Genomic DNA, 25,662 nt, shown 5'->3' on the forward strand with positions numbered 1-25,662 from the left:
GCTTGATGCCGATTTCACCCCCATGCTGAGCCCCAAGCTCGCGGCGAGCATAGGCGGCGTCAAGGAGCCGGCCGACCTGTTGCGCCTGCCGATCCTCGACCCCGGCGACGTCTGGTGGTCGCAATGGTTCGAGGCCGCCGGTGTGACCGGCCATGATCTCGCCAAGCGGCCGGGTTCTAGCATGGGCGCGCAGGCCTATGAGGCGAATGCGGCGATGGCGGGCCATGGCGTGGCGATCCTGACCAGGGCGCTGTTCAAGAACGAGATCGCCGACGGCCGTCTGATCCAGCCCTTCGATCTCGTCGGCGATGACGGCCATGCCTATTGGCTGGTCTATCCGACGGCGCGTCGCAATGTGCCGAAGATCCGCGCCTTCCGTGACTGGATCCTCGCCGAGATCGCCTGCGCGTAAGCCGACTGCTCTCAGCCTTCCTCGCCAAGATCCTGGCCGCGTCGCCGGGTCGGGGTTCACGTTTCTGCTGCGCTGCAGCATCGATTCCGCCTTGACATAAATCACACCAAGTGAGTAATTGCTCAAAGCCAAGGCAAATGCTCATCTTGGTTTATGGGAGGAATTTGATGAAACTTCGCACGCTCACCCTGGGCCTGTTGTCGGCCAGCGCTCTCGCTTTCGCTGCGCATGCCGAATCCATCACCATCGCCACCGTCAACAATGGCGACATGGTCCGCATGCAGAAGCTGACGGACGACTTCACCAAGGCCAACCCCGACATCCAGCTCAACTGGGTCACGCTTGAAGAGAATGTGCTGCGCGAGCGCGTGACCACCGACATCGCCACCAAGGGCGGCCAGTACGACGTCATGACCATCGGCACCTACGAGGTTCCGATCTGGGCCAAGCAGAGCTGGCTGCTGCCGCTCGACAAGCTCGGCGACGACTATGACGTCAAGGACATCATCCCGGCCATCGCCGGCGGCCTGTCGGTCGACGGCAAGCTCTATGCCGCGCCCTTCTACGGCGAAAGCTCCTTCGTCATGTACCGCAAGGACCTGATGGAGAAGGCGGGCCTGAAGATGCCCGACGCGCCGACCTGGGAATTCATCAAGCAGGCCGCCGACAAGATGACCGACCGCGCCAATGGCGTGAACGGTGTCTGCCTGCGCGGCAAGGCCGGCTGGGGCGAGAACATGGCCTTCCTCACCGCCATGTCGAACTCCTTCGGCGCCCGCTGGTTCGACGAGAACTGGAAGCCGCAGTTCGATCAGCCCGAGTGGAAGAACACGCTGCAGTTCTATGTCGACCTGATGAAGGCCGACGGTCCGGAAGGCGCTTCGTCAAACGGCTTCAACGAGAACCTGGCGCTGTTCCAGCAGGGCAAGTGCGGCATGTGGATCGACGCCACCGTCGCGGCGTCCTTCGTCTCCGATCCGAAGGCCTCGCAGGTCGCCGACAAGGTCGGCTATGCGCTGGCGCCCGACAACGGCCTAGGCAAGCGCGGCAATTGGCTGTGGGCCTGGTCGCTGGCGATCCCCGCCGGCACCCAGAAGGCCGATGCCGCCGAGAAGTTCGTCTCCTGGGCAACCAGCAAGCACTATGCCGAGCTGGTCGCCTCGAAGGAAGGCTGGGCCAATGTTCCGCCTGGAACGCGCTCCTCGCTCTACGCCAATCCGGAGTACCAGAAGGCGGCGCCCTTCGCGAAGATGACGCTGGACTCAATCAACGCCGCCGACCCGACGCATCCGACCGTCAAGCCGGTGCCCTATGTCGGCGTGCAGTTCGTCGCCATTCCTGAATTCCAGGGTCTCGGCACCACCGTCGGCCAGCTCTTCTCGGCCGCCCTTGCCGGCCAGTCGAGCGTCGACGACGCCCTCAAGCAGGCCCAGGACGCAGCCACCGCGGCGATGACCGAAGGCGGCTACATCAAGTAAGGCTCCTCCCGGTGCCGAACGCCGGTCGCGCATCATGGCCGGCAAGGGGCCGCCCGAAACCCAGTTCGGGCGGCCACCCTTCAAAACCGGGAAGATTCTGGGCGCAACTCTGAAAATCCGGCTGACTTTGGGAGGGTGACCGTCATGGCTACTCAGCAAACCCGTTCGCTTGCCCGCTTCATGATGGCGCCATCGGTGATCCTGCTGTTCGTCTGGATGATCGTGCCGCTGCTGTTCACGCTCTGGTTCTCGTTTCAGCAATACAATCCGCTGAACCCGATGCGTGACGGCTTCGTCGGCTTCTCCAACTACGCGCTGTTCTATTCCAACCCGGCCTTCCTCTATTCGATCCTCAACACGCTCACCATCGTCGTCAGCGTGCTGGTCATCACGGTGGTCGGCGGCATCCTTCTGGCGATGCTGCTCGATCAGCCGATCTGGGGCCAGGGCATCGTGCGCATCCTGGTCATCTCGCCGTTCTTCGTCATGCCGCCGGTCGCGGCACTTGTCTGGAAGAACATGATCATGCACCCGCAATACGGCGTCTTCGCCGACATTGCGCGCTTCTTCGGCGCCCAGCCGATCGACTGGTTCGGCCAGCACCCGCTGACCGCCGTCATCCTGATCGTCGCCTGGCAGTGGCTGCCCTTCGCCACGCTGATCCTGCTCACCTCCTTGCAGTCGCTCGACGGCGAGCAGAAGGAGGCGGCCGAGATGGACGGCGCCGGCTTCGTGAGCCGCTTCATCTACCTGACACTGCCGCACATGTCGCGCGCCATCACCGTCGTCATCCTGATCCAGACGATCTTCCTGCTCTCGATCTATGCCGAGATCCTGGTCACCACCAATGGCGGCCCGGGCTACGCCTCCACCAACCTGCCCTTCCTCGTCTACCAGAAGGCGCTCCTGGAGTTCAAAATCGGCCAGGCATCCGCCGGTGGCGTGATCGCCGTCATTCTCGCCAACATCGTTGCCTTCTTCGCCATGCGCGCCGTCGGCAAGAACCTGGACAAGTGAGGGAGGACCCGACATGGCCCGCGCAGTCACCACCCAGCACAAGACCATCGCCACGGCCGCGGCCTGGATCGTCGCCCTGCTGATCTTCTTTCCGATCCTCTACACGATCATCACCTCGTTCAAGTCGGAGCAGGAGGCGATCCAGGGCTTCAACCTCATCCCGTCCGGGACCTTCGAGAGTTACTCGGAGGTCCAGCAGCAGAGCGGCTACTTCAAGTTCTTCTTCAATTCGGTGCTGCTCTCGGTCGGCTCGACCATCCTCGCGCTCATCGTCGCCGTCCCGGCGGCCTGGTCGATGGCGTTTTCGCCGAGCAAGCGCACCAAGGACATCCTGATGTGGATGCTGTCGACCAAGATGATGCCGGCGGTCGCGGTGCTGTTCCCGATCTACCTGATCTTCCGCGACACCGGCCTGCTCGACAGCCGCATCGGCCTTACCGTGATGCTGATGCTGATCAACCTGCCGATCGTGGTCTGGATGCTCTACACCTATTTCCGCGAGATCCCAGGCGAGATCCTGGAAGCGGCGCGCATGGACGGCGCCTCGCTGTGGAACGAGATCATCTATGTGCTGACGCCGATGGCCGTTCCCGGCATTGCCTCGACCATGCTCTTGAACATCATCCTCGCCTGGAACGAAGCGTTCTGGACCATCCGGCTCACCACCACCAACGCGGCGCCGCTGACCGCCTTCATCAGCTCCTTCTCCAGTCCGCAAGGCCTGTTCTGGGCCAAGCTCTCAGCGGCCTCGACGCTGGCTATCGCGCCGATCCTGATCATGGGCTGGTTCAGCCAGAAGCAGCTGGTGCGCGGCCTGACCTTTGGTGCCGTGAAGTAGAACGCCCACGCGGCGGACGACCAAGACCATCCCCGGGAGGAAACCATGGGAAACATCACGCTCAAGAACGTCTCCAAGTCCTTCGGGTCGACGACGATCATTCCGAACATCGACCTCAACATCGAGGACGGCGAGTTCGTGGTGTTCGTCGGCCCCTCGGGTTGCGGCAAGTCCACGCTGCTCAGGCTGATCGCCGGGCTGGAGGACACCAGCGGCGGCACGATCTCGATCGATGGCCGCGACGTCACCCGCGAGGCTCCGGCCAAGCGCAAGCTCGCCATGGTGTTCCAGTCCTACGCGCTCTACCCGCATATGACGGTCGCCAAGAACATCGCCTTCCCACTGAAGATGGCCGGCGAGGACCAGGCGACGATCGATAAGAAGGTGAAGGACGCCGCGCGAGTCTTGAACCTCACCAATTATCTCGAGCGCCGCCCGGGTCAGCTCTCCGGCGGCCAGCGCCAGCGCGTCGCCATCGGCCGCGCCATCGTGCGCCAGCCCTCGGCCTTCCTATTCGACGAGCCGCTGTCCAACCTCGACGCCGCGCTTCGCGGCACCATGCGGCTGGAGATCAGCGAGCTGCATCAGCAGCTGAAGACGACGATGATCTACGTCACCCACGACCAGGTCGAGGCCATGACCATGGCCGACAAGATCGTCGTGCTCAACGCCGGCAACATCGAGCAGGTCGGTTCGCCGATGGAGCTCTACAAGACGCCGAAGAACCTCTTCGTCGCCGGCTTCATCGGCTCGCCCAAGATGAACATGATCGAAGGCGAGCCAGCGGAGAAATACGGCGCCAAGACCATCGGCATCCGGCCCGAACATCTCAACATCTCGACCTCGTCCGGCGACTGGAAGGCGACGGTCGGCGTCGCCGAGCATCTCGGCTCCGACACCTTCCTGCATGTCCAGGCGGACGGCATCGGCACCATCAACGTCCGCGCCGACGGCGAGGTCGCGGTCAAGCATGGCGACACCGTCTACCTGACCCCCGACAAGACCAAGCTCCACCGCTTCAGCGCCGACGGCAAGGCGCTGGCCGCGTGAGGACGGGACAGTGAGGCTGAAAGGCAAATCGGCGCTGATCACCGGATCGGCGCGCGGCATCGGCAGGGCCTTCGCCGAAGCCTATGCGCGCGAGGGCGCGACGGTGGCGATTGCCGATATCGACCTCGACGCGGCGCAAGCGACGGCGAAAGCGATCGGCTCCGCTGCTTACGCGATCCGGCTCGACGTCACCGACCAGTCCTCGATCGAGGCGGCGGTGAACGCTGTCGAGGCGAAGACCGGCGGGCTCGACGTGCTGATCAACAACGCGGCGATCTTCGACCTGGCGCCGATCGTCGAGATCACCAGGGCGAGCTACGACGAGCAGTTCGCGGTCAACGTCGCCGGCACGCTGTTCATGCTGCAGGCCGCCGCCCGCTCGATGATCGCGCGCGGACGGGGCGGCAGGATCATCAACATGGCAAGCCAGGCAGGCCGGCGCGGCGAGCCGCTGGTCGCGGTCTATTGCGCCACCAAGGCCGCTGTCATCTCGCTGACGCAATCGGCGGGGCTCGACCTCATCAAGCACCGCATCAACGTCAACGGCATCGCGCCGGGCGTCGTCGACAGCGACATGTGGGACCAGGTCGACGCGCTCTTCGCCAAATATGAGAACCGGCCGAAGGGCGAGAAGAAGCGCCTGGTCGGCGAAGGCGTGCCTTACGGCCGCATGGGCAAGCCCGAGGACCTCGCCGGCATGGCCGTGTTCCTCGCCAGCGACGAGGCCGACTACATCGTCGCCCAGACCTACAATGTCGACGGCGGTCAATGGATGAGCTGACGGGATGAGTTGAGGGGGAGGCGCTTCTCTCTTTTCCTCCGGAGCAAGCGTCGCGGGGCAGGTGAGGGGCAGCATGCTGGAACACCAGATGTTGCCCCTCATCCTCGCTCTCCTCAGGAGGCGTAAACAGTCGGGCTGCAGATCGGCCAAAGGGTAAAATGAGATGACCGTGAAACTCTCTTCCTCGAACCTCGCCAGCCTGCCGGCCAAGGTCGCCGGTCCGAAATATGACCGCTCGGCCCTGAAGGCCGGCATCGTCCATTTCGGCGTCGGCAATTTCCACCGCTCGCACCAGGCTGTCTATCTCGACGACCTGTTCGCCACCGGCGAAGGCCATGACTGGGCTCTGATCGGCGCCGGCGTGTTCGAGGGCGAGAAGATCGGCCGCTCCAAGCTGCACGAACAGGACTGGCTGACCACAGTGGTCGAGCAGGACCGGGGCCATATGAGCGCCCGCGTCACCGGCGCCATGATCGATTTCCTGACGCCTGGCGATGCGGCCGCGATCATCGAGCGGCTTGCCGATCCGGCGATCAAGATCGTCTCGCTGACCATCACCGAGGGCGGCTATTTCATCGACCCGGCCTCCGGCAAGTTCAACCCCGCCCATCCCGATATCGTCGCCGACGCGCAGCCGGGCGCCGTGCCGAAAACCGTCTTCGGCATCATCCTTGCCGGCCTGCTGCGCCGGCGCGCCGACGGCATCGTGCCCTTCACCGTCATGTCCTGCGACAACATCCCCCATAACGGCCACGTCACCTCAGACGGCGTCATCGGCCTTGCCCGGCTGATCGACGAGGACCTGGCGACATGGGTCGAGGACAAGGTCGCCTTTCCGAACGGCATGGTCGATCGCATCACGCCGGCCACGACCGACCGCGAGCGCCGGATCCTCGCCGACGATTTCGGCCTGGAGGACAATTGGCCGGTGTTCTGCGAGCCGTTCAAGCAATGGGTGCTGGAGGACCATTTCACCGCCGGCCGTCCGGCGCTGGAGAAAGTCGGCGTGCAGTTCGTCAAGGATGTCTCGCCCTACGAGCTGATGAAGATCCGCATCCTCAATGGCGGCCACGCGACAATAGCCTATCCGGCCGGCCTGATGGACATCCATTTCGTTCACGAAGGCATGCAGGAGCCGCTGGTGCGCGCCTTCCTGTCCAAGCTCGAGCATGACGAGATCATTCCGACCGTGCCGCCGGTGCCCGACACCGATCTGGAGGACTACTACCAGCTCATCGAGCGGCGCTTCTCCAATCCCAAGATCGGCGACACCATCCGCCGGCTCTGCCTCGACGGTTCCAACCGCCAGCCGAAATTCATCATCCCGACCATCGCCGACCGGCTGAAGGCGGGCGAAGGCGTCGCCGGCCTCGCGCTGGAATCGGCCTTGTGGTGTCGTTACTGCTTCGGCACCACCGACAGCGGCGCCGTCATCGAGCCCAACGACCCGAGCTGGGGCCGCATGCAGGCCACCGCCAGGGAGGCCAAGGATGACCCCAAGGCCTGGCTGGCGATGGAGGACATCTATGGCGATGTCGGCCGCTCGCCCGTCTTCGCCGAGGCCTTCGCCCATGCCCTGAAGGTGCTGTGGGCGAACGGCGCGCGCGAAACCCTGGCGCGCTATCTCGCCGACAAGCTCTGACGCGTAGCGGAAGCCTGCCCGATGACGCCTGAGCTGGTCATCTTCGACTGTGACGGCGTGCTGGTCGACAGCGAGGCGCTTTCGGTCTCGGCGCTGCTCGGCATGATCGAGCTCGCCGGCGGCACGGTCAGCGAGGACGCCGCCTACGAGCATTTCCTGGGCAAGAGCATGAAAAGCGTGCGCGAGATCCTCGGCCAAGAGTTCGGGCTGGAGATCAGCGACCAGCATCTGACCGCCATGCGCGTCGACCTGATGCGCAAGTTCCGCGAGGAATTGAAGCCGATCCCCGGCATCAAGGAGGTTCTGCCGAAGCTCGGTCTGCCTTGCTGCGTCGCCTCGTCCGGCACGCTGGAACGCATCCGCTACGCGCTCGACGTCACCGGCCTGCTGCCGCTGCTGGAGCCGCATATCTTCAGCGCCACCATGGTCAAGCGCGGCAAGCCGGCGCCCGACCTTTTCCTCCATGCCGCTGCCTCCATGCGGGCGCATCCACGCAATTGCCTGGTCGTCGAGGACAGCCCGGCAGGCGTTGCCGCGGCGCGCGCGGCGGGCATGCGCGTCCTTGCCTTCACGGGCGGCTCGCATGCCGGAAATCCCGGCTTGAAAGCCCGGCTTGCGTCAACCGAACCGGACTCTATATTCGCTGACATGCTGCAATTGCCCGATCTGATTGCAGGCCTGGGAGCGAGAGTAAAAGCATCTTGACGAAGAGTTTCGTTTGCGCGGTCGATGTCGGCACCGGGAGCGCTCGCGCGGGCATTCTCGACGCGCGCGGCAACCTGCTTGCCCGTGCCGATCATCCGATCGCCATGCATCAGCCCAAGCCCGATCATGCCGAGCACGATTCGGAGGACATCTGGTCGGCGGTGTGCAAATCGGTGCGGTCCGCCCTCGAGAAATCCGGCGTTGCCGCCGGCGATATCGCCGGCATCTCCTTCGACGCCACCTGCTCGCTGGTCGCGCGCGACAGGCAAGGCGACCAGATCAGCGTCTCGGTCACCGGCGAGAAGCGTTGGGACACAGTCGTCTGGCTCGATCACCGCGCCATCGCCGAGGCTGATGAATGCACGGCAAGCGGCCATGCCGTGCTCGACTATATCGGCGGGGTGATGTCGCCGGAGATGGCGACGCCGAAGCTGATGTGGCTGAAGCGTCATCTGCCTAAGACGTGGAACGAAGCCGGCTATCTGTTCGACCTCGCCGATTTCCTGACCTGGAAGGCATCAGGCTCGCTCGCCCGCTCGCAATGCACGCTGACGGCCAAATGGACCTATCTCGCGCATGAGGAAGAAAGCTGGCGGCGCGACTTCTTCGAGCTCGTCGGCCTCGGCGATCTTTTCGAGCACGGCAATCTGCCGGAAAAGGCGAGCCCGGTCGGCACGGATATCGGTCCGCTGACGGCGAAGGCCGCCGCCGAGCTCGGCCTGACTGAAAAATGCCGGGTCGGCGCCGGCGTCATCGATGCCTATGCCGGCGCGCTGGGTGTCCTGGGCGGCTTTGCCGGCGACGAGAAGAACATCAGCCGGCACCTGGCGCTGATCGCCGGCACATCGTCCTGCGTCATGGCGATGTCGCATGACCCGCAGCCCTTTGCCGGCGTCTGGGGCCCGTATTACGGCGCCGCATTGCCGACGCTGTGGCTGTCGGAAGGCGGCCAGTCGGCCACCGGCGCGTTGCTTGACCACATCATCCGCTGGCTTGGCGCGGGCGGCGAGCCGGACGCGGCCATGCATATGAAGATCGCCAGGCGCGTCGCCGAATTGCGCGCCGAGGAGGGCGATGCGCTGGCGGCCAGGCTGCATGTGCTGCCGGATTTCCATGGCAACCGCTCGCCGCTCGCGGACCCGCACGCCGTCGGCGTCATCAGCGGCCTGACGCTCGATTCCTCCTTCGACAGCCTGTGCAAGCTCTATTGGCGCACCGCGGTTGGCATCGCGCTCGGCGTGCGCCATGTGCTGGAGGCGTTGAACGAGAACGGCTACCTGATCGACACGCTGCACGTTACCGGCGGCCACACCAAGAACCCGCTGTTGATGGAGCTCTATGCCGACGCCACCGGCTGCACGGTGGTCGAGCCGCTGGCCGACGAGGCGGTGCTGCTCGGCACCGGCATGGTGGCGGCGACGGCCGCCGGCCTCTATCCCGATCTCAACGCCGCCTGCGTCGCCATGCAGCAGGGCGGCAAGACGCGCGCGCCCAACAAGGAAGCCGGCGCCCGCTTCGATCGCGACTACCGCATCTTCCTCGAAATGCACCGCCAGCGGCAGATGCTCGACGCGATCAGCTGACCTGTTACCTGCGCAGCGACTTGCCGGTCTCCGCATCGAACAGATGGATGCTCTCTTCATCGAAGCTGTAGCGCACGGGCGCGCGCAACTCCGGGCATTCGCGAGCCGGCACTAGCGCGCTGATCTCTTTGCCGCCCGAGCCGAACGTCACCAGCGCGTCATTGCCATGGAATTCGATGAGGTCGGCGGTGCCTTGCAGGATGTTGCCTGCGCTTCCGTTTGCCGTCTTGAGATCCGGAGGCCGGATGCCGAGCACGACCCGATCGCCGTGCCGCAGGTCGAAAGCGCTGCCTTCAAGCGAGAGCACCGTTCCCGCGCCGGTCAGTGTCCAGCCATCCGCCTTGCGGCCGACCATGGCGTCGATAAAATTCATGTTCGGCGTGCCGATGAAGCCGGCCACGAACTGGTTGCCGGGACGGCGGTAGATCTCGGCCGGCGAGCCGATCTGCTCGATCACGCCGTCCTTCAGAAGCACGATGCGGTCAGCCAGTGTCATCGCTTCCAGCTGGTCATGCGTGACATAGACGGTCGTCGTCTTCAGCGACTGGTGCAGCCTGGCGATCTCGACGCGCATGTGGTTGCGCAGCTTGGCGTCGAGGTTGGACAGCGGCTCGTCGAAGAGAAAGACCTTCGGCGTCTTGATCATGGCGCGCGCGATCGCCACGCGCTGCTGCTGGCCTCCGGACAGCTCGGTCGGCTTGCGGCCGAGATAGGGTTCGAGACCAAGCGTTTTCGCGACGGCCTCGACGCGCTTCTTGATCTCGGCCGCCGGCACCTTCTGCCGCTTCAGTCCGAAGGCGACGTTGTCGAAGATCGTCATATGCGGATAGAGCGCATAGTTCTGGAACACCATGGCGATGCCGCGGTCGCCGGGCTCCAGATCGTTGACCACCTTGCCGCCGATCGACACCTCGCCGCCGCTGATATCCTCCAGCCCGGCGAGCATCCTCAGCAGCGTGGACTTGCCGCAGCCGGACGGCCCCAGGAACACGACGAATTCATGCTCCTCGATCGCGAGGTTGAGATCGCGGATGACGGTCGTGGCGCCATAGGCCTTGTCGACATGGGAGCAAACGATCGCGGACATGCCTTATCCCTTCTCACCGGTCAGCAGGATCTGCAGCTTGACGTCCTGCGGCTTGCCTTGCGCGGCGCGCTCGAACGCCTTGATGCTCTCGGAGAAATCATAGGTGCCGGTGATCAGCGGCTTGAGGTCGACCTTGCCGGAGGCGATGAGCTGCAAGGCGCGGTCGAAGATGTTGGCATAGCGGAACACGGTCTCGATGCGCACTTCCTTGGAAATCGCCGCCGGAACGTTGAGCTCGACCGTCTCCACTGGCAGCCCGACCAGCACGACCGCGCCGCCCGGCCGCACGATGTCGAACAGGTTGGCGAAGGCCTTCGGGCTGCCGCTCGCCTCGAACACGATGTCGGCGCCCCAGTTGTCGGTCGCGCTCGCAACGGCGTCGACCAGCGACTGTTCGCCGATGTTCACCGGCACGATGCCGGGATACTGGCCGGCGATCTCCAGCTTCGGCGCGGAGAAGTCCGAGATCAGTACTTTGGAACATCCGCCCGCCAACGCGGCGAGCGCGATCATGATGCCGATCGGGCCGCAGCCGACGACGACGGCGACGTCGCCGGGCACGATGCGGGCGCGTGCCGCCGCCTGCATGCCGATGGCGAAGGGCTCGACCATCGCGCCTTCGGCGAAGGAGACGTTGTCCGGCAATCTGTAGGTGAAGGCCGCTGGATGCACGGCATAGGGCGCGAGCACCCCATGCACCGGCGGCGTTGCCCAGAAGCGGACGTCCGGGTCGACATTGTAGATGCCGAGCTTCGTCGCGCGCGAGGCAAGGTTCGGCACGCCGGGCTCCATGCAGACGCGGTCGCCGACCTTCAGGCTCGTGACATTGGCGCCGACCTCGACGATCGTGCCCGATGCCTCATGGCCGAGCACCATGGGCTGGCGCACGATATAGCTGCCGATGGCGCCATGGGTGTAGTAATGCACGTCGCTGCCGCAGACGCCGACCGTGTGGATGGCGATCTTGACGTCCTCCGGCCCGACATCTTGCGGCAGCGCGATCTCGCGCAGCGACAGTTCGCCTTTTTTCTCAAGCACCAGTGCCCGCATCGGGTGTCCTCGCTTCAACTTTTCTTTTGCCGGAAAACGGAATTCAGGAAGCCGCTGAGCACGCCGAGGAAGAGCAGCGGCGGCAGCGACAGCAACACCACCGAGGCGTTGAGGATCCCCCAGGGCACGTTCATGCCTTGCTGCGAGAGCTCGGAAGCCACGATCGGCAGCGTCTTGGCGTTGGAGCTCGACAGCATCAGCGCGATCAGGAACTCGTTCCAGACCAGCACGAAGCTGAAGGCGATGGCGCCGATCAGCGAGCGCGCCGCCACGGGAAGCGCGATCCGCCAAAACACCGAATAGGCGCCGTAGCCGTCGACGAAGGCGGCTTCCTCGATCTCCTTCGGCACGCCCTGGAAAGCGGGAATGGCAAGCCACATGATGACGGAGATGGTGAGCAGCGAGTAGGTGACGATCAGCGCCGGCAAAGTGTCGTAGAGTCCGAGCTGCAGCCAGATCACCATCAGCGGGATGGCGACCGCCACCGGCGGCAGGAAGCGCAGCGACAGCACGAAGAACTGGATGTCGCCGGCGAAGCGGTTTGGATATCGCGCCACCGCATAGGCCGCCGGCAGGCCGAGCACGATGCCGATCAGCACCGCCGCGCCGCAGGCGACCGCGGAGTTGTAGAGCCCGGTCAGCACGCTGTCGCGGCCGAGGATGTAGCTGATATTGGCGAGCGTCGGCGTGAAGAACACCTTCGGCACGCGGGTGATGATGTCGACATTGTTCTTCAGCGCGTTGAGCGCCGTCCAGACCAGCGGGAACACGGCCAGGAACCCGGCCAGCGCCAGGACGGCTTTGGCGATCAGGCGGCCCGCTCTCAATCGATATTGCTTCATGCCTGCACCCGCTTCCACAGCATGGTGAAGGTGATGACCGTCGCGATCATCATCAGCACGGCCATGGCCGAAGCGTAGGAGACCTTGCCGGACTCGATGAAGCCTTGCGAGAAGGCGTACATGTCGAGCGTCTCGCTCGCGACGCCCGGCCCGCCGCGCGTCATCACATAGATCAGGTCGAAGGAGCGCAGCGACTCGATCATCTTGACGAACATCAGGCTGATCAGCGGCGCTTTCAGCATCGGCAGGGTGACATAGGCATGGATCTGCCAGCGCCTGGCGTGATCGAGCCGGGCCGCCTCGATCGGCTGCGGCGGCAGGGTTTCGAGGAGCTTCAGCACGATGACGGCGAAGAACAGCCCCCATTGCCAGACATCCACCGATGCCACGGCGAAGAGCGCGGTGCCCGGCTTGGACAGCGGATCGAAGATCAGCCCGCCGGTGATCAGCCGGTAGGGGTAGGTCGCGATGCCATAGAGCGGGTGATAGGCGAACTTCCAGACGAAGGCGGCCGAGACGCGCGGCAAGAGCACCGGGATGATGAACAGAAGGCAATAAAAATTGCGCATACGCGGCGAGGCGACCTCGAACATCAGCACGCCGAGCCCGATCGCTACCACCATCGTCGCGATGACTGTGACGATCTCCCATTTCACCGAGACCCAGACGGCGTTGAGGAAGCGGCGGTCGAGGAAGAGATCGGCGAAGTTCGAGAACCACACCCAGGAATAACCGGTCGTGCTCAGCTCGCGGTTCTGCAGCGCGATGACGATCGCATAGAGCGTCGGCACCATCGACAGCACCAGAAGGATGGCGAGGGTGGGAACCAGAAATGTGACCGGCAGGGAAGAGCGTCGGCGCATGGCCTATCCTCGGGTGTATTTGGGTCGTTGGTAGAGACCGCGGCGCGGATCCCGGCATTCCTTCGAATGCCGTGGACCGTACGCCGCGGGCGGGAGGATTACTTCTTCTTCACCAGATCGTTGGCATAGGCCTCGAGCTCGTTGAGGCCGCCCTTGATGTCGGTCCGCGTGCCGGTGACCAGCTCCTCCAGGATGATGCCCCAGCGGTCGCCGAGATCGGGCCAGCGCGGATCCTGCCAGAAGTTTACCGCGGTCACCTTGCCGGTTTCGGCCAGCGCCTGACCGAGATCGGCGCCGTAGATGTCAGCGAACTCCTTGCTGGAAAGAATGCTGGTGCGGTTCAGCTCGCCGAACTGATGCGCATCGAGCCGGCGCTTCTCGTTCTCCTTCGACGTTGCCCAGGCGATGAACAGGCCGGCGCATTTCTTAGCCGCGTCATCGGAATTGGCCTTGGTGCCGATGGCGAGCCCATGGCCATAGCCGCCGCCCGGCAACGGCGAGGGCGGCGGCAGGAAGCCGACCTTGCCGACCACCTGCGAGGTCTTCGGGTCGACCGCCATGCCCGACAGCGGCGTCGATTCGACGAGGATGGCGACCTGGCCGGACAGGAAGGCGCCGGTCGATTCATCCCAGCTGCCGGTCTGCGTCCCGGGCGCCGAGTCCTTGAACAGCTTGAGATAGGTTTCGGTCGCCTTCACGGCGGCGTCGGAATTGAAAGCCGGCTTGTCGCCGTCGAACCACTTGCCGCCATAGGCCTTGAAGAACGGCATCCAGCGCCAGACATTGGCGCCCGAGCCGCGCGCGCCGCGCAGCGCGATGCCGTACATGCCCTTGTCGGCATTGGTCAGCTTCGGCACGTCGGCGATCAATTCGTCCAGCGTCTTCGGCGGCTGGATGCCGGCGGCTTCCAGCACGTCCTTGCGGTAGACCATCAGGTCGCCGCCGCCGGTGAGCGGCGCGAACCAGACCTTGCCGTCATAGGTGGCGACCTTCTGGCGGCCGGGATCGAAATCGGCGTAGTCGTAGTCGGCCGGGTAATAATCGGTCAGCGGCACGATCCAGCCCGAGGAGGCGAACAGCGCCACATTGGCCTCGTCGACATAGTAGACGTTGTAATTGCCGACGGTAGAGGCATCGGCGCGCGACTTGGCGCGGCGGTCGTTCTCGTTGAGGTAGTCGATCTGGAACGAGGCGCCGGAGAGCTTCTTGAACTCGTCCTTGGAGTCCTCCAGAAGCGTCAGGCCGTCGCGCGGCTGCGCCAGCACCTTGACCGGTGCCGAGCAGACGGGCGCCTGGGCAAGTGCTGCGGTTGACACGGAAGCGGTAAGCACGAACGCTGCGCCGAGGCTGGCAGCGAGCCGGTTTGAATTCATTGGTTTTCTCCTCCAGGAACACTCGCGAAAAGCGGCAGATCCTTGGCTAAGCGACCCTCACCGTCGCCCGTAGGACCTTCCACCCGTCGCCAAAATGAGCAGTTGGAGAGGGCGAGGCTAGAAGCCCCGTTGCAGCAGACCTGTACTTTTATGCATTGTGCGGCGCAAAAGATGGCACGGGCAGAGTCTGCTCGTCACACGAGTATCAGTGCCATCGGAGCATTCGGCTCTCGGCTGTCCTACGCCCTTAGCGTCAGGCGCTGCCGCGACAGCTTGCGATAGGATGACGGCGTCATCTTGTGCTTGCGCAGGAAGGCGCGGTTGAAGTTGGAGATGTTCATGTAGCCGACCTGGAAGCAGATGTCGGTGATCGGGATCTCGGTGTCGGCGAGCAGCTTGCAGGCCTGCCAGAGCCTGAGCTTGGCGAGGTGATCGCTGAAGGAATTGCCGGTGTTCTTCTGGAAGAAGCGCGAAAAACTGCTTTCGCTCATGCCGGCCAATTGAGCCACGTCCGGCAGCTTCAGGTCCTCGGCGAAATGCTGGAACAGGTAGGTCAGCGAGCGCTGGATAATGTCGAGCGATTCCGCGTCGAGCAGCGGGGAGAAGTCCGGCGAAGACAAAAGCTGGTATTCGTCGGTGGTGGCCAGAAGCTCGAGCAACTCGAGGAACATGCGGAACCGCGCCAGCCCATGCACCTCGCCCATCCGTTCCATCAGCTCGGCGCCGTCGAGCGCCGTTCGGCCATGGAAGACCATGCCGCGCAGCGAGCGCTCAAGGAACGGCTCCAGCTCACGCAGTTCCGGCAGCAGCCCAGATGAACCGCGCAGCCGCTCGGGATCGAACTGCAGCACGATATCGCGGCCCTCGATCAGCTCGCCGGGCTGCACCGCCGTCACCCAGTCATGCGGCAGCCCGCCGCCGACGATGGTCAGGTAGCCCGGCCCGAACTCGCCGATATGGTCGCCGACCAGCACCACGCCGGACGATTTCCTGAGCAGGTGGATTTCGTATTCCGGATGGAAATTCCAGACATTGCGTTCCCACGGATAATCGTCCAGCCGCCACAGGAAACTCTCGCTCGCCTCCGTCACGATGTGCTCGAAGGCAGGCGCCGTGCGCGGGATCGCGGCCGTGTTTTTTCTGCGCCTGAACGGCATCATTCCTCCCGGCATGACGCGCCTGCGCATGCCCAGGCCATCCGTAACAGTTCAAGGCCGGCAAATGAAAGAGGCGTCGCTGAATCCCGGCTCCGCCTGGATCAATCGCTAGCCGGGCCTCCTCCCTTGCCAACATGTCGCATTTCGTTCACAAGGCGACGCAAATGGCGCCATTTCGCGCCATTGTTGTGCGGCTTCCGGCCCTTTGGCCGACGCGCCGTGTTCTGAAAGAGCGGAACAATGTCTGCGATCGAAACCGGCGCTCTCGCGCCGGAAAACCTTTGGCGTCAGGAAATCAGGGCGACGATCGCGCTCGCCTGGCCGATGGTGCTGACCAATCTCGGCCAGACCGCCATGACCGCGACCGACGTCATGATGATGGGCCGGCTCGGGCCCGATACGCTCGCCGCGGGCGCGCTGGGCTCCAACCTCTATTTCATGCCGCTGATCTTCGGCCTCGGCCTGATGCTGGCGACCTCGCCGATGATGGCGACCGAGCTCGGCCGCCGCCGCCATTCTGTGCGCGACCTGCGCCGCACCGTGCGCCAGGGCCTGTGGCTGGCGATCCTGATCTCGATCCCGATCTGGATCTTCCTCTCGCATGGCGAAGAGGTTCTTCTGGCCATGGGCCAGAAGCCGGAGCTTGCGCATCAGGCCGGCATCTATCTGCATTGGCTGCAATGGGCGGTGCTGCCCTTCTACGGTTATATCGTGCTGCGTTCCTTCATCTCGGCGCTGGAGCGGCCGGGCTGGGCGCTGATTATCGTTTTCGTCGCGGTCGCCTGCAACGCCTTCTTCAACTGGGTGTTCATGTTCGGCAATCTCGGCGTCAAGTCGATGGGCATTGCCGGCTCCGGCCTCGCCACCACTTTGTCCAGCACGTTGATGTTCGTCGGCCTGGCGGCGGTGGTGATGCTCGAGAAGAAGTTCCGCCGCTACCGTCTGTTCGGCCGTTTCTGGCGCTCCGATTGGCCGCGCTTCCGCGGCCTGCTCAGGCTCGGCATGCCGATCGCCGGCATCCTTGCCTTCGAGGTGACGATCTTCAACGCGGCGGCCCTGCTCATGGGCCTGATCGACGCGGATTCGCTGGCCGCCCATGCCATCGCCATCCAGATCGCCTCGATCTCCTTCATGGTGCCGCTCGGTCTCAACCAGGCGGTCACGGTCCGCGTCGGCCTGGCGCATGGCGCCGGCAATCCGGAAGGCGTTTCGCGCGCCGGTTGGACCGCTTTCGTCATCGGCGTCTCCTTCATGGCGCTGATGGGCCTGGTGATGATTCTGTGGCCGCATCTCCTGATCGGTGCCTTCATCGATCTTGCCGATCCGGCCAATGCCAGGGTGATTACGCTTGCCGTGTCCTTCCTTGGGTTCGCGGCGCTGTTCCAGATTTTCGACGGCGCCCAGGCGGTCGCGGCCGGCATGCTGCGCGGGTTGCACGACACCAAGGTGCCGATGATCTATGCGGCGATCGGCTATTGGGGCGTCGGCCTGCCGCTCGGCGTGCTGCTCGCCTTCCATTTCGGCCTGAACGGCGTCGGCATCTGGATCGGCCTGGCCTCGGGGCTGGCCGTGGTGGCGGCGCTGCTGCTCGCGCGCTGGCTCCGGCGCGACCACATCGCGCCACAGCTCGCCTTCGGGCATTGATCGACAAAGGCTGCCGGTCCGGTCGGCAGCCTTTCGCCGGCTCAGTGCGCCCCTGCGCGCTGCTCCAGCCTCCGTGCGTATTGCGTCAGCGGAAAACACAAGACGAAGAAGATCAGCGCCACCAGCCCGTAGACCTTGAACGGCTCGAAGGTCGCGTTGTTGATGGCGTTGGAGGTTCTGACCAGTTCCTCGAAGCCGATGATCGAGGTCAGCGCCGTCGATTTGATGAGCTGCACCAGGAAGCCGACGGTCGGCGCGCGGGTGATGGCGAACGCCTGCGGCAGGATGATCAGCCGCAGTTCCTGCAGATAATGCAGGCCGAGGCTGGCGCCGGCGTCCCATTGTCCCCTCGGCAGCGCGTCGACGCCGCTGCGCCAGATCTCAGCCAGATAGGCGCTGGCGAAGAAGGTCAGGCCGAGCACCGCCGCCGTCCACGGCTCGATGCGCAGCCCCAGCATCGGCATGCCGAAGAACATCAGGAAGAGCTGCATCAAAAGCGGCGTGCCCTGGAACAGCGCGATGTAACCCGAAGCGAACCGCTTGATCCATTTGTTCCGGGCGATTCGGAAGAACAGCACCACCAACCCGACCAGCGCGCCGCCGATGAAGGCGGCGAGCGACAAAAGCACCGTCCAGCGCGCGGCGAGCAAGAGGTTGCGCACGATGTCCCAGAGAGTGAACTCGATCATGACACGCCGGCTCCGAGAACGCGACGGCCGCCGCTGACCAGCAGCCGGCGCAGCCCCATCGATAGGCCGAGATAGACCAGCGTCACGACGAAATAGGTCTCGAAGGCGCGGAAAGTGCGGGCTTGCAGCATATCGGCCTCATAGGTCAGCTCGCGCACCGCGATCTGCGAGACAACCGCCGATTCCAGCATCATGATGACGATCTGGCTGGTCAGCGCCGGATAGATCACCTTCAGCGCCTGTGGCAGCACGATCTTGACGAACACCTGGCGTGGCCGCAGCCCGAGCGCCAGTGCCGCTTCGGTCTGCCCGCGTGGTACGGCGTCGAGCCCGGCGCCGACGATTTCAATCGTGTAGGCCGCCATGTTGAGCGTCATCGCCAGCATCGCGGCCAGGATCGGATCCAGCCTTATGCCAAGGCTGGGCAGCCCGAAGAAGATGAAGAAGAGCTGCACCAGGAACGGCGTGTTGCGCATCACCTCGACATAGATGCCGATCGTCGCCCGAAGCGGCTTCGGGCCGTTTCTTTTGCCGGCGGCGCCCAGGATGCTGAGGAACGTGCCGGCGAACGTCGTGACGACGATCAGAAGCAGCGTCATCGCCGCGCCGCGCGCGATCACGCCCGCCGCACCCGCAAGCCAGCCGAAGTCGAGGCTGTAGCCCATGGCGATTGACCTTGTTGAAGGTGCCTGACCCAGAGCAATCCCAGGAAAAGTGTGAAGCGGTTTTCCGTTCGGAATTGCGTGAAAACAAAAGGGAGAGCGGCTCGGCTCCTGTTACGGCGCCGAACCGATCGGCATCAATCCTTGAGATTGTCGGGGTTGAGCGGCGTCTTCAGCCAGGCCTTCGAGCTCTCATCCAGCTTGCCGTCGGCGAGCATCTTGGCCACAGCGTCGTTCACCGCCTTCTTCAGCCGGTCCTCGTTCTTGTTGAGGCCGATATGCGAGGGCGAGGTAAGCAGCTGGAACTTCTGCTCCGGCTGCAGCGCGTCCTGCTTGGCCAGCACCTGAGCGCCGACATCGTTGCCGACTACCATCAGCTGCGTCTGGCCGGAGATGAAGGCCTGGATGACGGAATTGTAGTTGTCGAAGCGGCGGATATCGGCGGAAGCGGGCGCCGCTTCCGTCAACGAAGTATCTTCCAGCGTGCCGCGGTTGACGGCGATCGACTTGTCGGCGAGGTCTTCCTTGCCCTTCACCGCCGTTGCTTTCGGTCCGATGACGGCGATGTAATAGGGCGCGTAGGCGGCGGCGAAGTCGATCACCTGCTCGCGCTCCTTGGAGTAGCCGACGCTCATCAGGATATCGACGCGCTTGTCGGTGAGATACGGGATGCGGTTCTGGCCGGTGACGCTGACCAGGTTGAGCTTCACCTTGAGCGAATCGGCGATCGCCTGCGCGACGTCGATGTCATAGCCCTTGATGCTCATATCGGCGCTGGCCGAGGAGAAGGGCGGGAAGTCCGAGAAGATCCCCACATTGATTGCGCCAGCCTTGGTGATGTCGTCGACGGCGTCGGCCTTGGCCTGGGTGGCGAGACCGGCAGCGCCGAGCATCATGGCTGCCGCGATGGCGGTTTTCAGTGCATTGCAAAGAGTCATGGTTATTCCCCTGCTGGAAGCTTGTTGTTGAAACCGGCCGCCGGCTCCAGCGCGGCGGCCGTATTGGCTAAGCAATTCCAGGAAAAGTGTGACGCGGTTTTCCGTCCGGAATTGCGTGAAATTAAGAAGTCTTAGCCCTTCTTGATCGCCGGGCTGAACACCATGAGGCTCAGGATCTCGAAAAGCACCTGCGCGCCGACATGGGCGGTGTTGGTGGTGGAGTCGTATTGCGGCGCCACCTCGACGACGTCGCCGCCGACGATGTTGAGGCCCTTCAGGCCGCGCAGCAGCTCCAGCACCTCGCGCGTCGTCAGCCCGCCGACTTCCGGCGTGCCGGTGCCCGGCGCGAAGGCCGGGTCGATGCTGTCGACGTCGAAGGAGATGTAGGTCGGGCCATCGCCGACGATTTGGCGCGCCTTCTCGATGATGGCCGGGATGCCGAGGCCGGTCACCTCCTCGGCATGCACGACCGTCATGCCGGACTCGTAGGTGAACTCCCACAGATATTCGGCCGAGCCGCGGATGCCGATCTGGATCGTTCGCGACGGATCGAGCACGCCGTCCAGCACCGCGTTGCGGAACGGTCCGCCATGGTGGAACTTGGTCATGTCGAACAGCCCGCTGGTGTCGCAATGGGCGTCGATATGGATCATGCCGACCGGCGCCTTCTTGCCGACCGCCTTCAGGATCGGATGGCTGATCGAGTGGTCGCCGCCGACCGAGAGCGGCAGCACGCCGGCATCGACGATCTGGTTGGTGCGCTTTTCGATGTCCTCGTGGCTGATCTCCAGCCGGTAGCGGCTGCGGAACGGCGTGTCGCCGATATCGGCGACGCGCAGCTCATGCGTCGGCGCGCATTCCAGCACATGATTGTATGGCCCGATGCGTTCGATGGCGCGCAGCGCGCGTGGCCCGAAGCGGGAGCCGGGCCGATTGGTGACGCCGAGATCCATCGGCACGCCGATCATCGCCACCTGCAGGTCGCCGAAATCCGGGTTCTCGGCGGCGATCTCGCGATATGGCGCGGCGAGGAAGGTCGGGATGCCGGAATAGGGGGCAAGCCGCGTGCCCGACTTGTTGAAGATCTTGTCGGCGACCTTGCGGAATTTCGGGTCGAACATCTCGCCGCCATGGCTCTCGCCATATTTGCGGCGCAACGCTTCGAGCTTGCCGCGATCGTAACCCATGTCCGGTCCTCCTGTGCTTGCCGCCCGCACGGACGATTTGCCAGGCCAGCCACGGATCCAGCCCCTTGCCGGCTGGATCGTTGCTCGCTGTCCTTGCGGATTCCACGTCTCTTGAAGCTGTTCCGGGCAAAAGTGTCGGGCAGCGGCATTGAAAAATCAATTGATATTGTTAGGGTCTTGATTGTGAGAAAATCTCACAACGTAGGAGCCCTCCCATGGCCAAGCGCCTGCCGCCGCTGAACCCGCTGCGCGCCTTCGAGGCCACGGCGCGGCACGCCTCGCTGACCAAGGCGGCGGGTGAGCTCAATGTCACGCATGGCGCCGTCAGCCACCAGATCAAGGCGCTCGAGCAATCGCTCGGCGTGAAACTCTTCGAGCGCACCGGCCGGCGGGTGAAGCTGACGCCGCATGGCGCCGAATTCCTGCCGGCGGTTTCGACTGCCTTTGAAGGCATCGCCGCCGCCACGCAGCGCATGACGCGGCCGGCGAGTGCCGGCACGCTGTCGGTGTCCTGTGTGCCGGCGCTTCTGCTGCTTTGGATGACGCCACGGCTCGGCTCCTTCACGGCGCAATATCCCGACATCCAGCTGACGCTGATCCCGTCCAACGATCCCAAGGACATCCGCGCCGGGGATATCGACGTCTGCGTGCATTATGGCGACGGTGGCTGGAGCGACTGCTGGATACGCAAATGGTCCGGGCTGGAATTGTTTCCCGTGGTCAGCCCGACGGTGATCAACAACCGGCCGATCCGCAGCGTCCGCGACCTCGCCGATCACGTCTTCCTGCATGGCGACGATGGCCGTGAATGGCACACCTGGCTGGCCGCCGCCGATGCGCTCGATCTCGAGCGCGGCCGCCGCCACCGTCTGGGCGATGCGCGCATGGCGACGGAGGCCGCCGTGCATGGCCACGGTGTCGCGCTCGGCGACTCGGTGACTGCGCGCGCCTTGCTTGCCAGGGGCATGCTCGTCGCGCCCTTCACGCTCTCGGTGCCGGCGGTCGACGATTTCTACGTCGTCTGCCGCAACGAGATGCGATCGGCGCCGATCGTCCAGCTGTTCATCGACTGGCTGTTCGCGGAGAAGGAGCAGGACGAGGCCCGCGCCGATGCCCCCGTGGCCGGCCGCGTGCCGAGCCGCAGGAAACGTCCCGCGCTGAAGGTTATCGGCGCCAGGGCCCTGTCCTGACGGCTGGACTTGCATAGCCGCTTTTTGTCGGGCCAGCTTGCAAAGCGGGGAGCGCGTTCGAAAATACAATGCTAAGAGGCAGTTGGCTGAGGCATTCCAGGAAAACCGCGCGACGGTCTTCCAAGCGGAGTTGCTCGAACAAGGACTTGAAGCTTGGCGCCCGCGTTTGAGTGCGTCGTGCTTCATGGGTGAGGAAGCATGGCAAAGACTGACATAGCGCGGCGCGTCTACAACCACACCTGGAAGCTGGACCCGATCGTCCGCAGCCTGCTGGACACCGATTTCTACAAGCTTCTGATGCTGCAGATGATCTGGGGCATGTATCCCAAGGTCGACGCCACCTTCACCTTGATCAACCGCACGACCTCGGTGCGCTTGGCCGACGAGATCGACGAAGGAGAATTGCGCGAGCAGCTCGACCATGCCCGCACGCTTCGCTTTTCGAAAAAGGAGATGATCTGGCTGGGCGGCAACACTTTTTACGGCCGCAAACAGATCTTCGAGCCGGAATTCCTCGCATGGCTAGAGGATTTCCGCTTGCCCGCCTACGAGCTGTCGCGGCGCGACGGCCAGTACGTGCTCTCCTTCCCCGGCCCCTGGATGTACACCACGCTCTGGGAAATCCCGGCTTTGGCCATCATCAACGAGCTGCGTTCCCGCGCGGCGATGCGTTCCTTCGGCCCCTTCGCGCTCGATGTGCTCTATGCTCGCGCCAAGGCCAAGATGTGGGCCAAGACCGAGCGGCTGAAGGCGCTGCCTGGCATCCGCATTTCCGACTTCGGCACAAGACGCCGTCACTCTTTCCTTTGGCAGCGTTGGTGCGTCGAGGCGTTGAAGGAAGGCATCGGTGATGCCTTCACCGGCACCTCCAACGTGCTTCTGGCCATGGACAACGACCTCGAGGCTTTGGGTACCAACGCCCATGAACTGCCGATGGTGTTTGGGGCTCTTGCCAACTCCGAGGAGGAGTTGCGGCAGTCGCCCTACAAGGTGCTGCAGGACTGGCAGCGCTATTATGGCGGCAATCTCCTGATCGTGCTGCCCGACGCCTTCGGCACGGACTCCTTCCTGCGCGAGGCGCCGGACTGGGTCGCCGACTGGACCGGCTTCCGCCCTGACAGCGCGCCGCCGATCGAGGGCGGCGAGAAGATCATCGACTGGTGGCGCAAGAGGGGCAAGGACCCCAAGCAGAAGCTGCTAATCTTCTCCGACGGCCTTGAGGTCGAGACCATTGAGGAGACCTACAGGCACTTCCGCGGCAAGGTGCGCATGTCCTTCGGCTGGGGCACCAACCTCACCAATGATTTCGAAGGCTGCGCCCCGACGGAGACTGACAGCCTCGACGCGATCTCGCTGGTCTGCAAGGTGACGGAAGCCAATGGACGGCCGGCGGTGAAGCTGTCGGACAATCCCGCCAAGGCGACAGGGGATGAGAAGGAAATCAAGCGGTATCTGCGCATCTTTGGCGAGAAGGGCAGGGTGGAGCAGTTGGTGAAGGTGTAGAGGGCGGCTCCCTGTGGCATCGTCGAGCGGTCCTGCGAGGCTGGATAGGTCGAGTTCCTTCGCCCCCCTCTCTGTCCTGCCGGACATCTCCCCCTCAAGGGGGGAGATTAAGCTTGTGTCTCCGCTTTCGCCAACCTTCGACGTTGCGAAGGAAGAACCGGCGCTGAAACTGCTAATCTCCCCCCTTGAGGGGGAGATGTCCGGCAGGACAGAGAGGGGGGCCGTAGAACGCCGTCGCCGCAGGTTAGCCTTCTCTCTCGCTTTCCCCGCTGCTCTCCCCACCCCCGCATTCGCCCACGCCTCCGATCGCGGTCACGTCCTGCTTCTCCCGACCGGCTACTACATCGCCGGCGGCGCGCTGGCCGTGGCCGTCAGCTTCCTCGTCCTGGCGCTGCTGCCGCCCGCCGCCCTCGACCGCTTCTGGCGCCGGCGCTTGCCCATGCTCACCTTCGGCGATGCTCCGCGCACCCTCTTCGGCTTGATTTCCTTTGCCGGCTTCATACTTCTCGTCGCCGCCGGCTTTCTCGGCAGCCGCGATCCGCTCTCCAACCCGCTGCCGCTGGTGATCTGGACGCTGCTCTGGGCAGGCTTCACGCTGCTGCAGGGCTTGCTCGGCGATCTCTGGGTATGGCTCAACCCATGGTACGTGCCGTGGCGTGTCGCCTCTCGCGTCTTCGGCCTTCCTGCGGACGATGCAAACCGATCGCGCCTGCCCAACTGGCTCGGCTACTGGCCGGCCTTCGTGCTGTTCTTAGCCTTCGCCTGGTTCGAGCTGATCGATCCCGCCCCCGACGATCCGGCCCGCCTCGCCTTTGCCGCCGGCCTCTACTGGCTGGCGAGCTTCATCGCCATGCTCACCTTCGGCTGCGACGCCTGGAGCAAGCGCGGCGAGTTCCTGACCGTTTTTTTCTCGATGGTCGGCCGCTTCGCGCCATTCGAGCGTGACGAAGGCCGGCTGAAACTCTGCTGGCCGGGCGCCAAATTACTCGCCGCGGAGCCACTGCCGCCAAGCGGCACGGCTTTCCTCCTGCTGGCGCTGTCGTCGGTGTCCTTCGACGGCCTGTCGAAAACCTTCTTCTGGCTCGGCCTGTTCGGTGTCAATCCGCTGGAATATCCCGGCCGCACCGCGCTGATCGGCATCGGCAGTTTTGGCTTGGTGCTCACCTTCGCCTTGCTGGCGGCGGTGTTCGCCCTGGCCGTCTTTCTCGGCCAGCGCCTCGCCGGCGACAAACATTCTTTCGGCGACGCGGCCGGCCTGCTGGTCTGGTCGATCGTGCCGATCGCGCTTGCCTATCACATCGCGCATTACCTCGCGGTGCTGCTGGTCGACGGCCAGTATGCGCTGGTCGCGCTCTCCGACCCGTTCGCGCTCGGCTGGGACCTGTTCGGCACCGCCAATAGGATGGTCGAGGCCGGCGTCGTCGCCGGCGCCGAGTCGGCCTGGTGGCTCTGGAATCTGCAGGCCGGCGTCATCATCGGCGGCCATGTGCTGGCCGTGCTCGTCGCGCATGGCCTTGCCTGGCGTCTCTACAAACAGCCGTCGCGCGCAGCGCTCAGTCAATTGCCACTCACCTTGCTGATGATCGCCTACACGATCTTCGGGCTTTGGTTGCTTGCCACGCCGACCGCCGGATGACACAAAGCGTGCCAACGATGCCGTCGGGTAAAGCTCGCTTGCCATGCCAAAGCTTTGGTGATTTAGTTTGTACACATGCAATTTTTCCATCCTTCGGAACGGGATGGATTAGCCGCCTTATCGCTGGTCAAGACTGAAAAAACAGGGGAACCGACATGGCTGACAAGAACGGATTTTTCGATCTCTCCAAGACGACGCTGTCGCGCCGCACCGCGCTGAAGGGCATCGCCGCCGGCGCGGGCCTTGCGCTGGCGCCCGGCTTCGTCCGCTACAGCCAGGCGCAGAGCTCGGCGCCGATCAAGATCGGCTTCCAGTCGCACCGCACCGGCATCGGG

General features: G+C 64.2%; 24 protein-coding genes. 14 read left to right on the forward strand and 10 right to left on the reverse strand.

Features of this window, described 5'->3' with window-relative positions; all coding sequences use genetic code 11:
• The 9 genes from EOA28_RS04005 to EOA28_RS04045 form a co-directional block, all read left to right on the forward strand.
• A partial coding sequence (locus tag EOA28_RS04005; protein ID WP_245501468.1) for a LysR substrate-binding domain-containing protein occupies positions 1–412 on the forward strand: 412 nt, incomplete at its 5' end.
• 167 nt (positions 413–579) lie between these two features.
• Positions 580–1,890 (forward strand): sugar ABC transporter substrate-binding protein, encoded by a 1,311-nt coding sequence (locus tag EOA28_RS04010; RefSeq protein ID WP_042637462.1) that lies wholly within the window; start codon positions 580–582, stop codon positions 1,888–1,890.
• A 144-nt stretch (positions 1,891–2,034) separates the two neighbouring features.
• A complete protein-coding gene (locus EOA28_RS04015; RefSeq protein WP_126079999.1) occupies positions 2,035–2,907 on the forward strand; it encodes a sugar ABC transporter permease in 873 nt (290 codons plus the stop codon).
• Between the two features lie 13 nt (positions 2,908–2,920).
• Positions 2,921–3,745: a carbohydrate ABC transporter permease gene (locus EOA28_RS04020; RefSeq protein ID WP_126079998.1), complete on the forward strand. Its 825-nt coding sequence runs from the start codon at positions 2,921–2,923 to the stop codon at positions 3,743–3,745.
• A gap of 45 nt (positions 3,746–3,790) precedes the next feature.
• Complete coding sequence (locus EOA28_RS04025) at positions 3,791–4,795, forward strand: ABC transporter ATP-binding protein (protein WP_127251651.1); 1,005 nt, start codon at positions 3,791–3,793, stop codon at positions 4,793–4,795.
• A gap of 10 nt (positions 4,796–4,805) precedes the next feature.
• Positions 4,806–5,576 carry an L-iditol 2-dehydrogenase gene (locus EOA28_RS04030; RefSeq protein WP_127251652.1) on the forward strand — a complete coding sequence of 257 codons (771 nt, stop codon included), beginning with the start codon at positions 4,806–4,808 and terminating at the stop codon, positions 5,574–5,576.
• Between the two features lie 163 nt (positions 5,577–5,739).
• Complete coding sequence (locus EOA28_RS04035; RefSeq protein WP_127251653.1) at positions 5,740–7,218, forward strand: mannitol dehydrogenase family protein; 1,479 nt, start codon at positions 5,740–5,742, stop codon at positions 7,216–7,218.
• Positions 7,219–7,239: 21 nt separating this feature from the next.
• Entirely contained in the window at positions 7,240–7,923 is a 684-nt protein-coding gene (locus EOA28_RS04040) for an HAD family hydrolase (RefSeq protein WP_126063232.1), read from the forward strand.
• The gene (locus EOA28_RS04045) at positions 7,920–9,506 is read left to right on the forward strand and encodes an FGGY-family carbohydrate kinase (protein WP_127251654.1); all 1,587 of its coding nucleotides are present in this window, start codon (positions 7,920–7,922) and stop codon (positions 9,504–9,506) included. Before EOA28_RS04040 ends, EOA28_RS04045 begins: the two co-directional genes overlap by 4 nt.
• Before the next feature lie 4 nt (positions 9,507–9,510).
• Here the strand turns inward: EOA28_RS04045 and ugpC are convergent, their stop codons facing one another.
• From ugpC to EOA28_RS04075, 6 genes are all read right to left on the reverse strand, one after another.
• A complete protein-coding gene (ugpC, locus tag EOA28_RS04050; protein ID WP_127251655.1) occupies positions 9,511–10,593 on the reverse strand; it encodes a sn-glycerol-3-phosphate ABC transporter ATP-binding protein UgpC in 1,083 nt (360 codons plus the stop codon).
• Between the two features lie 3 nt (positions 10,594–10,596).
• Positions 10,597–11,643, reverse strand: a complete 1,047-nt coding sequence (locus EOA28_RS04055; protein ID WP_127251656.1) for an NAD(P)-dependent alcohol dehydrogenase — start codon at positions 11,641–11,643, stop codon at positions 10,597–10,599.
• A gap of 14 nt (positions 11,644–11,657) precedes the next feature.
• Positions 11,658–12,485, reverse strand: coding sequence for a carbohydrate ABC transporter permease (locus EOA28_RS04060; RefSeq protein WP_189341919.1), 828 nt, complete (start codon positions 12,483–12,485; stop codon positions 11,658–11,660).
• Positions 12,482–13,348: a sugar ABC transporter permease gene (locus EOA28_RS04065; RefSeq protein WP_127253261.1), complete on the reverse strand. Its 867-nt coding sequence runs from the start codon at positions 13,346–13,348 to the stop codon at positions 12,482–12,484. Before EOA28_RS04065 ends, EOA28_RS04060 begins: the two co-directional genes overlap by 4 nt.
• Before the next feature lie 98 nt (positions 13,349–13,446).
• Complete coding sequence (locus EOA28_RS04070; protein ID WP_127253259.1) at positions 13,447–14,721, reverse strand: extracellular solute-binding protein; 1,275 nt, start codon at positions 14,719–14,721, stop codon at positions 13,447–13,449.
• Positions 14,722–14,960: 239 nt separating this feature from the next.
• On the reverse strand, positions 14,961–15,878 hold the full coding sequence (locus EOA28_RS04075) for an AraC family transcriptional regulator (protein ID WP_127253263.1): 918 nt from the start codon (positions 15,876–15,878) through the stop codon (positions 14,961–14,963).
• A gap of 240 nt (positions 15,879–16,118) precedes the next feature.
• Between EOA28_RS04075 and EOA28_RS04080 the strand changes: the two genes are divergently transcribed.
• Positions 16,119–17,522, forward strand: coding sequence for an MATE family efflux transporter (locus tag EOA28_RS04080; protein WP_127253257.1), 1,404 nt, complete (start codon positions 16,119–16,121; stop codon positions 17,520–17,522).
• Positions 17,523–17,563: 41 nt separating this feature from the next.
• Here EOA28_RS04080 and EOA28_RS04085 read toward each other — a convergent pair whose 3' ends face one another.
• From EOA28_RS04085 to speB, 4 genes are all read right to left on the reverse strand, one after another.
• Positions 17,564–18,211: an amino acid ABC transporter permease gene (locus tag EOA28_RS04085; protein WP_128314607.1), complete on the reverse strand. Its 648-nt coding sequence runs from the start codon at positions 18,209–18,211 to the stop codon at positions 17,564–17,566.
• Complete coding sequence (locus tag EOA28_RS04090; protein WP_127253253.1) at positions 18,208–18,876, reverse strand: amino acid ABC transporter permease; 669 nt, start codon at positions 18,874–18,876, stop codon at positions 18,208–18,210. Before EOA28_RS04090 ends, EOA28_RS04085 begins: the two co-directional genes overlap by 4 nt.
• 134 nt (positions 18,877–19,010) lie before the next feature.
• Complete coding sequence (locus EOA28_RS04095; RefSeq protein ID WP_127253251.1) at positions 19,011–19,811, reverse strand: transporter substrate-binding domain-containing protein; 801 nt, start codon at positions 19,809–19,811, stop codon at positions 19,011–19,013.
• A gap of 131 nt (positions 19,812–19,942) precedes the next feature.
• A complete protein-coding gene (gene speB / locus EOA28_RS04100; protein ID WP_127253249.1) occupies positions 19,943–20,998 on the reverse strand; it encodes an agmatinase in 1,056 nt (351 codons plus the stop codon).
• 215 nt (positions 20,999–21,213) lie between these two features.
• Between speB and gcvA the strand changes: the two genes are divergently transcribed.
• From gcvA to EOA28_RS04120, 4 genes are all read left to right on the forward strand, one after another.
• Positions 21,214–22,188 carry a transcriptional regulator GcvA gene (gene gcvA, locus EOA28_RS04105; RefSeq protein WP_127253865.1) on the forward strand — a complete coding sequence of 325 codons (975 nt, stop codon included), beginning with the start codon at positions 21,214–21,216 and terminating at the stop codon, positions 22,186–22,188.
• 198 nt (positions 22,189–22,386) lie between these two features.
• Positions 22,387–23,691, forward strand: a complete 1,305-nt coding sequence (gene pncB, locus EOA28_RS04110; RefSeq protein ID WP_126079981.1) for a nicotinate phosphoribosyltransferase — start codon at positions 22,387–22,389, stop codon at positions 23,689–23,691.
• Positions 23,692–23,887: 196 nt separating this feature from the next.
• Positions 23,888–25,327 (forward strand): hypothetical protein, encoded by a 1,440-nt coding sequence (locus tag EOA28_RS04115; RefSeq protein ID WP_127386458.1) that lies wholly within the window; start codon positions 23,888–23,890, stop codon positions 25,325–25,327.
• A 155-nt stretch (positions 25,328–25,482) separates the two neighbouring features.
• Positions 25,483–25,662, forward strand: a 180-nt coding sequence (locus EOA28_RS04120) for a twin-arginine translocation signal domain-containing protein (RefSeq protein WP_128314608.1), incomplete at its 3' end; no start/stop codon positions are given.

The organism is Mesorhizobium sp. M2A.F.Ca.ET.067.02.1.1 (assembly GCF_004023285.1).
Lineage (GTDB): Bacteria > Pseudomonadota > Alphaproteobacteria > Rhizobiales > Rhizobiaceae > Mesorhizobium.